General features: G+C 73.7%; 9 protein-coding genes. 6 read left to right on the top strand and 3 right to left on the bottom strand.

Going from position 1 to position 9,860, the window contains the following annotated elements:
- Window positions 1–209: 209 nt before the first annotated feature.
- The gene (locus tag AB0411_RS37165) at window positions 210–491 is read right to left on the bottom strand and encodes an Lrp/AsnC family transcriptional regulator (protein WP_030086627.1); all 282 of its coding nucleotides are present in this window, start codon (window positions 489–491) and stop codon (window positions 210–212) included.
- On the bottom strand, window positions 488–1,168 hold the full coding sequence (locus AB0411_RS37160) for a rhomboid family intramembrane serine protease (RefSeq protein ID WP_366421655.1): 681 nt from the start codon (window positions 1,166–1,168) through the stop codon (window positions 488–490). Before AB0411_RS37160 ends, AB0411_RS37165 begins: the two co-directional genes overlap by 4 nt.
- 293 nt (window positions 1,169–1,461) lie before the next feature.
- Between AB0411_RS37160 and AB0411_RS37155 the strand changes: the two genes are divergently transcribed.
- From AB0411_RS37155 to AB0411_RS37135, 5 genes are all read left to right on the top strand, one after another.
- On the top strand, window positions 1,462–1,701 hold the full coding sequence (locus AB0411_RS37155) for a hypothetical protein (protein ID WP_030086623.1): 240 nt from the start codon (window positions 1,462–1,464) through the stop codon (window positions 1,699–1,701).
- A gap of 18 nt (window positions 1,702–1,719) precedes the next feature.
- Window positions 1,720–3,093, top strand: coding sequence for an NYN domain-containing protein (locus AB0411_RS37150; protein WP_366421654.1), 1,374 nt, complete (start codon window positions 1,720–1,722; stop codon window positions 3,091–3,093).
- A gap of 294 nt (window positions 3,094–3,387) precedes the next feature.
- Window positions 3,388–4,413 carry an NlpC/P60 family protein gene (locus AB0411_RS37145; RefSeq protein ID WP_366421653.1) on the top strand — a complete coding sequence of 342 codons (1,026 nt, stop codon included), beginning with the start codon at window positions 3,388–3,390 and terminating at the stop codon, window positions 4,411–4,413.
- Window positions 4,414–4,646: 233 nt separating this feature from the next.
- Window positions 4,647–5,687 (top strand): NlpC/P60 family protein, encoded by a 1,041-nt coding sequence (locus AB0411_RS37140; protein ID WP_366421652.1) that lies wholly within the window; start codon window positions 4,647–4,649, stop codon window positions 5,685–5,687.
- A gap of 51 nt (window positions 5,688–5,738) precedes the next feature.
- On the top strand, window positions 5,739–7,115 hold the full coding sequence (locus AB0411_RS37135) for a hypothetical protein (protein ID WP_366421651.1): 1,377 nt from the start codon (window positions 5,739–5,741) through the stop codon (window positions 7,113–7,115).
- Between the two features lie 12 nt (window positions 7,116–7,127).
- Here the strand turns inward: AB0411_RS37135 and AB0411_RS37130 are convergent, their stop codons facing one another.
- The gene (locus tag AB0411_RS37130) at window positions 7,128–8,450 is read right to left on the bottom strand and encodes a glycosyltransferase 87 family protein (protein ID WP_366421658.1); all 1,323 of its coding nucleotides are present in this window, start codon (window positions 8,448–8,450) and stop codon (window positions 7,128–7,130) included.
- A gap of 228 nt (window positions 8,451–8,678) precedes the next feature.
- Between AB0411_RS37130 and AB0411_RS37125 the strand changes: the two genes are divergently transcribed.
- Window positions 8,679–9,821 carry a glycosyltransferase family 4 protein gene (locus AB0411_RS37125; RefSeq protein ID WP_366421650.1) on the top strand — a complete coding sequence of 381 codons (1,143 nt, stop codon included), beginning with the start codon at window positions 8,679–8,681 and terminating at the stop codon, window positions 9,819–9,821.
- Window positions 9,822–9,860: the final 39 nt, after the last annotated feature.

Genomic DNA, 9,860 nt, shown 5'->3' with positions numbered 1-9,860 from the left:
CGTAAAGCGAAGCAGTCCGGACACCCACCCGCGCAGGCCCGTCACCGGCACCCGACAGCCCCGCGCAGCGGACCCGCCCGCCGCCAGGCGCCACGGCGAGACAGCCAAAAACGGAGCGGAGGCCAAGCGCAGCGGCCCCGCAGCGGGCGAAAAACGGCGAGCAACCCCCACGGCGGGAAAGCCAAAAGCGTGGGAGGAGAAGAAGGACGCTACGCGTCGAGCCCGATCGCGAAGGCCGCCTCAAGGTCATGCTGCGAATACGTGCGGAACGCAATGTGCGTCTCGGTGGCGGCGACGCCGGGGACCTTGCTGATGCGGCCGGGGATGACGTCGGCGAGGTCGTCGTGGGCGGCGACCCGCACCATCGCGATCAGGTCGTGGGCGCCGGTGACCGAGTAGACCTCGCTGACGCCTTCCAGCGCGGCGATCTTCTCGGCGATCTCCGGGATCTGGTCCACGTTGGTCTTGATGAGCACGATCGACGTGATCACGGCTGGCTCTCTCCCTCGGTCGCCCGGTCATCTCCCCTGGTGGCCCCCACACTATCCCTCCCGTAGCGGGCCCAGGCGTAGAGGAAGCCGAGGGTGAAGCCGACGACGTGGGCGAGGTAGGCGACGCCGGGGCCGCGGGGGTCGTCCTGGGCGGCCTGCCACTGCAGGACGAACCAGAACAGCAGCACGATCCAGGCGGGGAAGCGCAGCGGCAGGAAGAACAGGAACGGGAAGACGCTGGTGACCCGGGCCGTGGGGAAGAGGAAGAGGAAGGCTCCCAGTACGCCGGAGATCGAGCCGGAGGCGCCCACGAGGGTCTGGCCCGAGGCGGCGTGCGCGGCCGCGTAGCCGAGCAGCGCGAGGTAGCCGATGATGAGGTAGAAGGCGGTGAACGGCAGCCTGCCCATGCGTGCCTCGGTCATTCCGCCGAAGACGTAGAGGAACAGCACGTTGCCGAGCAGGTGCAGCCAGCTGCCGTGCACGAACAATGCGGTGAGCGGGGTGATGAGCGCCCGTAACGAACCGCTCCACAGATCCAGCGGGATCACCCCCCACCGCTCGAAATAGGCGGTCTGGGCCTTCAGCAGGGCATCGCCGGTGCCGTACATCCGGTTCAGGCCGGAGGCGGGGCCGATCACGAAGACCGCACAGCACAGGCCGATCAGCACATTCGTCATCCGCGAGAACACCGCGGCCAGTGACCGGGTGGGGTGCGGAGGGCGGGGGAGGAGACCGGACGAGCGGGGAGAGCGGGGTGAGGGGGCCGGCACCGTCATGAGGTGATCATTGCCCAATGGGGGCATTCGGGACAGAGTGCCTCGCCGCGTCCCGGCACCTGGGCGGGCCCGCACCGGCCGCCCGTCAGGCCGTAGGGTTACGGGCAGTACCTTGCGTACTTCCGCGATCCGACGGCGCACCGCGTGAACCGCGCAGCAGCACGAGACCGACGAGCACGAAAGAGGACGACACGATGGCTGTTCCCCTGCCGACGGACGGGACCCGGTGGCGCTGCACGCTGTGCGGCAACCTCACGCGGTTCGATGTGACCCGCCGGTCCAAGGTCGTGGAGTACGTCCACCTGGACCTGGCCGGGGCGCCGACGGTGGAGGAGCGCGAGGTCCTCAGTGAGAGCATCGAGTCCGTGCGCTGCCGCTGGTGCAACGCGGTCGACCAGATCGAGCTGGTGGACCGTCCGGGCGCGAACGCCTGAGATCGGAGCGATGCAGCCGTGGTGGACCGTCCAGAAGGGGAGCCGGGGACACAGCGTGCCCAGGCACCGGAGGGTGCGGCCGACGAGGTGCTCGACCGGCCGCTGCCCGAGGGCGTCCGGCGCCGTGTCGTGGCGCTCACCGCGGAGTCGTTCGGCGCACTGACCCTCGCCGAACTCCCGCCCCCGCTGCGGCAGTACGCCCGGTTCACCCCGACGCGTCGGGCGAAGTTCGCCGGAAACGCGATGGCCGCGGCGCTGGAGAGCGACGCGGTCTTCCGGCAGCGGATCGCGGGCAAGCTGCGCGAGGCGCAGTCGGAGCTGGTCGAAGCGCTGGAGCACGGCACCCCGCCCGCGGCGGCCGATCCGGTCGATGTCGCGGCGGCCGCCTATGTGCTGCGTCCCGAGGGCTGGGTCAAGCTCGTCGCCGCGGCCGGTGAGGAGGCGCAGCGGGCGCGCGCCGAGCGGGCCGGCGAGGAGGCCGAACGGGAACTGGCCAGGCTGCGCGAGGAGCTGGCGCAGGCGCGCGGCGAGGCCCGTACGGAGGCCGACCGGATCCGGGTGGACCTGGACACGGCCCGCAAGGAGAACGAGTCGCTGCGGCGCAAGCTGCGCAGCGCGCTGAGCGACGTCAAGCGCGGCGAGGCCGCGGTGCGCAAGGCCGAGGCCGCCGTCGCGGACGTACGGGACCGGGCGGCGACGGAGAAGACCGCGGCCGACAGCGAGGTGCGCCGGCTCAAGGCGCGGGTCGCCGAGGTGGAGACGGTGCTGGAGACCAGCCGGCGCTCCGCCCGCGAGGGCCGCAGCGTCGAGGACATGCGGCTGCGGCTGCTGCTGGACACGGTCCTGGACGCGGCGCAGGGGCTGCGCCGCGAGCTGGCGCTGCCGCCCGCCAGTGTCCACCCGGCGGACACCGTCGAGGCGGTCGCGCCCGGGAGGATGACGCCCAAGGACATCGCGACGCGGGCGCTGTCCGAGATGGACCCGGCGCTGCTGGACCAGCTTCTGGCGCTGCCGCAGGCGCATTTGGTGGTGGACGGCTACAACGTCACCAAAACCGGCTATCCGACCATGCCGCTGGACAAGCAGCGGCTGCGGCTGCTGGGCGGCCTCGCGGTGCTGGCGGCGCAGACCGGCGCGGAGATGACCTGTGTCTTCGACGGGGCGGAGCTGGCGGCGCCGGTGCTGCTCGCGCCGCCGCGCGGGGTCCGGGTCCTGTTCAGCAAACCGGGCGTAACGGCCGATGAGTTGATTCGTCAGCTGGTTCGGGCCGAACCGCCCGGCCGCCCGGTGGTCGTGGTCTCCACGGACCGGGAGGTGGCCGACGGGGTGGCGAAGGCCGGGGCCCGTCCGGTGGCATCGGCGCTGCTGCTCAAGCGACTTGCCCGGACCTGACGCCGGGGCCGCCGGGGCGGCGGAAGTGGCGGCGTTCCGTCTCTGAGCGTCAAGTGGCGCTCACTGCCTGTGTGATGTTGGTAAAGGATGGGGCTCGTGGCGCAGATTTTTCCCCTGAGGATTTGAAGCGATCACAGCTCGGTTACTAAGGTCAGGCCCCGAACCTTCATGCATCTGATCATCCAACCGGGATGAACCGTGAAGGTACCGCCGAGTCCGCGGCGTTCACGCGGAGCCGGGGTCTCACCCCCCCACTTCCCGGTAGGCGGCTGGAGGAAGAAGGAGATCGCCCCCGTGGCGTCCCACCGTCGACCCAAGCAGCCGAGCCGTACTCGCGTGACCGTGCTCACCGCCACCGCCGCGGCGGCCGTCGCCCTTTCGTCCCAGGCCGCGCAGGCCGACCCCCACCAGTCGAAGAAGGACGTCAAGTCCGAGGTCGACAAGCTCTACAACGAGGCCGAGCAGGCCACGGAGAAGTACGACGGGGTCAAGGAGCAGCAGGACAAGCTCCAGAAGGAGGTCGACGACCTCCAGGACAAGGTGGCCCGCGGCCAGGGTGAGCTCAACCAGATGCGCAAGGGCCTCGGTGCGGTCGCCTCCGGCCAGTACCGCAGCGGCAGCATCGACCCGTCGGTGCAGCTGTTCCTCTCCGGTGACCCGGACACCTACCTGGAAAAGGCCGCCACCCTCGACCAGTTGAGCGGCAAGCAGGCCGAGCAGCTCAAGACCGTCGCGGACAAGCAGCGCCGGCTCGCCCAGGAGCGCGCGGAGGCCTCGGCCAAGATCAAGGACCTCACCGAGACCCGTAAGGCGCTCGGTGACAAGAAGGACGAGATCAAGGGCAAGCTGGGCAAGGCGCAGCAGCTGCTCAACCAGATGACCGCCAAGGAGCGGGCGGCCATGCAGGCCGAGGAGAACCGCGCCAACCGCAGCAACTCGCGGGTCAACCTCGGCGACGACGTGCCGGCTTCGCAGCGCGGTGCGGCCGCCCTGGCCGCCGCCCAGTCCAAGATAGGTTCGCCGTACGTCTGGGGCGCCACCGGCCCGTCGTCCTTCGACTGCTCGGGTCTGACGTCCTGGGCCTACCAGCAGGCCGGCCAGTCGCTGCCGCGCACCTCGCAGGCGCAGGCCAACGCCGGTACCCGGATCGGCTCGCAGAGCGCCCTCAAGCCGGGCGACCTGGTGCTCTTCTACGGCGACCTGCACCACATCGGCCTCTACGCGGGCAACGGCCAGGTGCTGCACGCCCCGAAGCCCGGCGCCTCGGTGCGCTACGAGCCGATCGGCAACATGCCGTTCGCGTTCGGTGTGCGGGTCTGAAAAGCCTCACAACCGTCTCAACCTGCCGCCCGAACGGGCGAATTGCGGCCCCGGCCGCTGACCTGCCGCCCCGCCGGTGACCTGCACGGTCACCGGCGGGGCGGTGGTGTGCGGGCGAAAAGAGCGCTTTGGCCGGTGTGCACCGCCGCCGTTACTGTCTGCCGTCGCAGCATCCCGGTTCACCGACCGCCCTCCCGGGGCGGCAGGGGCTGCACGGAAGGAGTGCGGCCCTCGTGGTGTCCCACCGCCGTACCTCGCAGCACCGCCAGACCACCCTCGCCGGGGTCACCGTGCTGTCCGCCGCCCTGGCGACCGCGGCCGCCGCACTGTCGGCGCCGCAGGCCCTGGCCGAGCCCACCGCCCCCGCCGGCCGCGACGCGGCGACCGCGCGGGTCGACCACCTCTACGAGCAGGCGGAGCGGGCCACCGAGAAGTTCAACGGCGCGGACGCCCGGACGAAGAAGCTGCGCGCGCAGGTGGCGGCCCTCCAGGACCGCACCGCCCGCGCCCAGGAGCGGGTCAACCGGATGCGCGGCAGGCTGGGCGCGCTGGCCGCCGCCCAGTACCGGGCCGGCGGGATGGACCCCACCGTCCGGCTGATGCTCTCCGAGCGGCCCGACACCTTCCTGGAGAAGGCCTCCGCCCTCGACCGGCTCGGTGCCGGCCAGGCCCGCGAGCTGCGCGGCCTGCGGGCCGCACAGCGCTCCCTGGAGCAGCAGCGCAGGGAGACCGTGCGGAAGCTGGCGCAGCTGGAGGCGGGCCGCAAGGAGGTCGCGCGCCACAAGAAGGACGTCCAGCACAAGCTGGCCGCGGCGCGGCGGCTGCTGAACGCCCTGCCCAAGGACGCCAGGGCGGCCTACACGCGGGCCTCGCGGAGCGACGGGCGCCATGAGGCGGTCCCGGACCTGCGGGGGGCCGTACCGTCCTCCGGGCGGGCCGCGGCGGCCGTCGCCGCGGTGCGCGCCGCGGTCGGCCGGCCGTACGCCTGGGGAGGCAACGGACCCGCGGCCTTCGACTGCTCCGGACTCACCCAATGGGCCTACGGGCGGGCCGGCGTCTCGCTCCCGCGCACCTCGCAGGCGCAGCGCGGCGCCGGCCGGCAGGTGCCCCTCAGCCAGGCGCAGCCCGGTGACCTGGTCATCTACCGCTCGGACGGCAGTCACGTCGGGATGTACGTGGGCAACGGCCAAGTGGTCCACGCGCCCTATCCCGGCGCACGGGTGCGCTACGACCGCGTCGGGATGATGCCGATCTCGTCCATCACCAGGCCCTGAGGCGCCGCGCAGCGTTTTTGCCCCGGCCGGGCCGGATCTACGATCGTCCGCATGTCACACCAGTGGGCCCGACGGCGGCCGCCGCGGGCCGCGGCGGCGGGCTGTGCCGCCCTGGTCCTCGCGCTGCTCGCCCCGCTGGCCGGCTGCGCGCCCGCGACCTCCACGCCGGCCCGCTACCCGGACGTCCAGCGGATGCTCGACAACCGTGCGCGGGCCGTCCGGCAGCGGGACGCGGCGGGCTTCCTCGCCGCCGTCGACCCGCGGGCCACCGGCTACCGGGACCGCCAGCGCGCGATGTTCGCCCACCTGGCCGGGGTGCCGCTGGCCGACTGGCACTACGACCTCGACGCGACCGGCGCCTTCCCGCTCGCCACCGGGGAGGACGACACCCACCTGGCCGCGAAGGTGCAGCTGCGCTACCGCCTGGAGGGCTACGACACCTCGCCGGTGCACGCCGTCCAGTACCTCACCCTCACCCGGCACGACGGCCGCTGGCTGATCTCCTCCGACACCGACGGCGCCGCGGTCGGCAGGAGCGGCACCCGCCAGCTGTGGGACCAGGGCCCGGTGCGGCTGGTCCGCGGCCGGCACAGCCTGGTCCTGGGCGGCGCCGGACACCTGGCGCGGCTGAAGGACCTGGCGCACCGGGTGGACCAGGCGGTGCCCGCGGTCTCGGCCGCCTGGAAGGGGAAGTGGGCGCGGAAGGTCGTGGTGGAGGCGCCGGACTCGGTCGAGCGGATGGCGCAGCTGATGGGCAGCGACGACGCGTCCGGCTATGCGGGGATCGCGGCGGTCACCACCGGCGAGGCCGGCGTCACGGCGCCCGCGCCCGCGGACCGCGTGATCATCAATCCGGACGCCTACGAGGAGCTCAACGACCTGGGCCGCAGGGTGGTCCTCACCCACGAGACCACCCATGTCGCCACCCGTACGGTCACCACGGTGGCGACCCCGCTGTGGCTCTCGGAGGGCTTCGCCGACTGGGTCGCCTACCGGGGCAGCCACCGCAGGGCCACCGCCACCGCCCCCGAACTCACCCGCGCCGTCGCCCGCGGCAGGGTCCCCGACAGCCTGCCGAGCAACCAGGACTTCGGCTTCAAGGCCGGTGCCGACCGGCTGGCCAGGGCCTACGAGGGCAGCTGGCTGGCCTGCCGGATGATCGCCGGCAAGTGGGGCGAGGCCAAGCTGATCGCCTTCTACCGGGCGGCCGGGAAGAGCGCGCTCCGCGGCTCGTCGGGAAGCGCGGCGGCGCCGATGGAGGCGGCCACGGCGGTCGCCGCCGCCTCCCGTCCGGGCGCGTCCGGGGCCGGACGGCGGCCCGCCCGCGCCGACCGGACGGACAGCGCGCTCCGCTCCCAACTCGGCATCGATCTGGCGGAGTTCACCCGGCAGTGGCGGGCGTATGTGAAGGCGCAGCTGCGGCGGTGAGGCGGGGCCGGGTCAGCGGCCCGGCGGCGCCGGCCCGTCCGCGGGCGGCTGCGGGGCGGAACCCGTGAGCTGCGGGGGAGCGGCGGGCGCCGCGCCGGACGGCCGGCGTGCGGCCACCACCCCGGCGGGCTGCGCACGGCCGCTCCCGTCGCCCCGGGTCGAGACCCACAGCCGGCGGCAGGCGATCAGCGAGGCGGCGACCAGCAGGCCGTTGCGCACCGCCAGCAGCGCGACGGCCTGCGGGTCGCTCGCCACGATGTGCGCGAACCAGACGGGGAACTCCAGCTGGGTGAGGCCGGTGGCCGCCAGCACCAGTACGGCCGGCAGCGTCAGGCGGGAGGCCCGTACGGTCACGCAGACCGCGCCGAGCCCCACCAGCCAGAGCATGTACTGCGGGCTGATGACGCGGCTGGTGGTGGTGAACAGCAAGGTGGCGGTGAAGGCGGCGTCGCACAGCGTCGCGGGCCCGAGCTCCCGGGCGCGCACCCGCCACAGGAACAGCCAGCCCGCGGCGGCCAGGCTCAGGGTGAGCGCCACGGTGCTGACGAGCGGGACACCGGGGCCGAGGAACTCCAGCGAGCCGTAGTGCAGCAGCACCTGCCCGTCCCACCCGTAGTGCCGGGCGACATGGAAGACCAGCGCGCCGAGCGACTCGACCTCCGTGCCGCGGTCGCGCTGGAAGGTGAGGAAGGCCAGCGCGCCCGGTGCGGCGGCCACGAAGACCAGGGTCAGCCCGGCCGCGGTGCCGGCCGCGCTCCGCCACAGGGCACGGGCCTGCCGACCGCGCACCGCCGCCCCCGTCAGCAGCAGCACGGGCCAGACCTTCAGCAGCGCGCCGAAGGCGGCCAGGGCGCCCGCCACCCGCGGCCGGCGGGCGGCCGCGAACAGCGCGGCGGCGGCCACGGCGGCGACCATCAGGTCGTAGCGGGCATAGGCCGTCGGGCCCAGCAGCGCCACGCCCGCGATCCACACCCAGGCCCCCGCCGGGCGGTGGCCCGGCCGCCGGCCGGCCCGCAGGAAGAGCGCCAGCGCCGCCGCGTCCGTGACCAGGACCAGGGTGAAGAACGCGGGGGCGTAGTCGAGGAACGGCAGCAGACCGGGGGAGAGGATCGCGAGCGCGGCGGCCGGCGGGTACTGCCAGGTCACATCGGCCAGCGGGAAGGTGCCGGTCTTCAGGACGTCGAACCAGCCCTGGTAGATCGCCGACACATCGGTGGTGACGTCCGGTCCCGGCAGCACCAGCACCCTCAGGACGCACAGCAGGACCACGGCCCTGGTCACGGCCCAGACCGCGACCGGGAGCCACACCCCGCGCGCTCTGCTGATGCTGCTCATCGTCACCTCGTCGATCGTCCGCCGTCGGCCACGGGCATGGCCTGCGGAGCCGCGGCCCGTGTGTCCTGCCCTGTCCGCCGCCGCCCGCCCGTGCTGCCTGCATGATGCCGGTGGCGGCTGGTCACGACCGTAGACGAGGGACGGGCGTGGCGGGGTGGGCCGCCCCCTGCCGCCCGCCGACCGGTACTGTCGGGCGGAACCGCCGAGACCGACCGCCGAGAGACCATCGTGCACAAGACCCTGATCGTCACGAACGACTTCCCGCCCCGGCCCGGCGGCATCCAGGCCTTCCTGCACAGCATGGCGCTGCGCCTGGACCCCTCCCAGGTCGTCGTCTACGCCTCGACCTGGAAGCGCGGCGCGGAGGGTCTCGCGGCCACCGCCGCCTTCGACGCCGAGCAGCCGTTCCCGGTGATCAGGGACCGTACGACGATGCTGCTGCCCACCCCGAGGGTGACCCGGCGGGCCACCGGGCTGCTGCGCGAACACGGCTGCTCCTCCGTGTGGTTCGGCGCGGCGGCCCCGCTCGGGCTGATGGCCCCCGCGCTCCGCTCGGCCGGTGCCCGCCGCATCGTGGCCACCACGCACGGCCACGAGGCGGGCTGGGCGCAGCTGCCGGCCGCCCGCAGCCTGCTGCGCCGGATCGGCGAGGGCACCGACACGCTCACCTACCTCGGCGAGTACACCCGCTCCCGGATCGCCGGCGCGCTCACCCCGCAGGCCGCCGGGCGGATGGTCCAACTCCCGCCCGGCGTGGACGAGAAGACCTTCCACCCCGGCTCGGGGGGCGACGCCGTACGGGCCGGGCTCGGGCTCACCGGCCGGCCCGTGGTCGTCTGTGTCTCCCGGCTCGTCCCGCGCAAGGGCCAGGACACCCTGATCGAGGCGATGCCGGCCGTCCTGGCCGCGGTGCCCGACGCCGTCCTGCTGATCGTCGGCGGCGGCCCGTACGAGAAGGAGCTGCGCGCACTGGCGGTGGAGAAGGGCGTCGGGGACGCGGTGCGCTTCACCGGCGCGGTCCCGTGGGAGGAACTGCCGGCCCACTTCGGCGCCGGCGACGTCTTCGCGATGCCCTGCCGCACCCGCCGCGGCGGTCTCGACGTCGAGGGCCTCGGCATCGTGTACCTGGAGGCCTCCGCCACCGGACTCCCCGTGGTGGCGGGCGACTCGGGCGGCGCCCCCGACGCCGTCCTGGACGGCGAAACCGGCTGGGTCGTCCCCGGCGGCAGCCCCGCCCCCACCGCGGAGCGCCTCGTCGCCCTGCTCCAGGACCCGGACCTGCGCCGCACCATGGGCGCACGCGGCCGCGCCTGGGTGGAGGAGAAGTGGCGCTGGGACCTGCTCGCGGAACGGCTGAAGGAACTGCTCTGAGGGGTCCGTGCCTCCGGGCGACGGCCCGCCCGGCTGCCG

This window comes from Streptomyces angustmyceticus, assembly GCF_040701845.1.
Taxonomy (GTDB): Bacteria; Actinomycetota; Actinomycetes; order Streptomycetales; family Streptomycetaceae; genus Streptomyces; species Streptomyces angustmyceticus_A.
Note: the sequence above shows the minus strand (reverse complement) of the source record. Positions and strands in the feature narration are given on the sequence as shown.